This window comes from Bradyrhizobium sp. 1 (assembly GCF_023073315.1).
Classification (GTDB): Bacteria; Pseudomonadota; Alphaproteobacteria; order Rhizobiales; family Xanthobacteraceae; genus Bradyrhizobium.
On the sequence record NZ_JADPJH010000013.1, the window covers coordinates 1 to 849 of the forward strand.

The window sequence follows — 849 nt, forward strand, 5'->3', positions numbered from 1 at the left end:
AGCTCGCATAGGTCGTCGTGCCACGCAGATCGGACGCGGTCGCGCCGGCGATCGTGGTGGAGACGTTGGACTTGGAGGAGTAACCGACCGTGGTCTGCAGCGCCTGGTTGGCGATCGACTTGGCGCTGTCGATCAGCTTCTGCAGCGAGGTGATGCCGGTGTTGGCAGCCTGCAGCACCTGCACGCCGTTGGCGATGCCATCGAGCAGATTGTTGATGTCGCTGGCACGGTTGTCGAGCGACTGGGCCGTGAAGAAGTTGGTCGGATTGTCCAGGGCCGAGTTGACGCTCTTGCCGGTCGACAGGCGGCTCTGCGTGGTGGCGAGAAGATCAGCGGTGGACTGGAGAGAGAGCAGGTTCTGACGAACCGACGAGGAGAGAACAATACCGGACATAAGCTGTTACCCTTCTGGTACGCAACGCAACAAACTTCGATTAGGATTAATCGATGCCGGGAAGGTGAACGTAGGTGGCTAACAAAGCATGAAGTGCGTCGCGCCAGTCCTTGCGCGGATTCACCATATGCGTGCCCGAAGAGAAATCGAGCTTGATCGTATCATCATGATCGAATGATGTTTTTTCGTGCAATCGCGACACGTTTGCTACTTGTCAACCATAACTCAGAGTGAGCAAACGGCTGCACCTGAATGCACCGTCTTCGTCCCACACCACGTCTTCGCTTGCGCAAAAAGAAAACGGCGGGGCCGAAGCCCCGCCGCTCTATCTGTCTTGCGATGTCGTCCGCGATTTAGCGGAGCAGCTGGAGCACGCTCTGCTGCGACTGGTTGGCCAGCGACAGCGCGGAGACCGCGATCGACTGGCGGGTCGACAGCGCCTGGCTGTTGGCCGC

General features: G+C 58.9%; 1 pseudogene. It reads right to left on the reverse strand.

Annotation, left to right across the window (positions count from 1 at the left end):
* A pseudogene (locus tag IVB29_RS08575) lies at window positions 1-394 on the reverse strand (flagellin); the annotation flags it as partial.
* Window positions 395-849 lie beyond the last annotated feature (455 nt).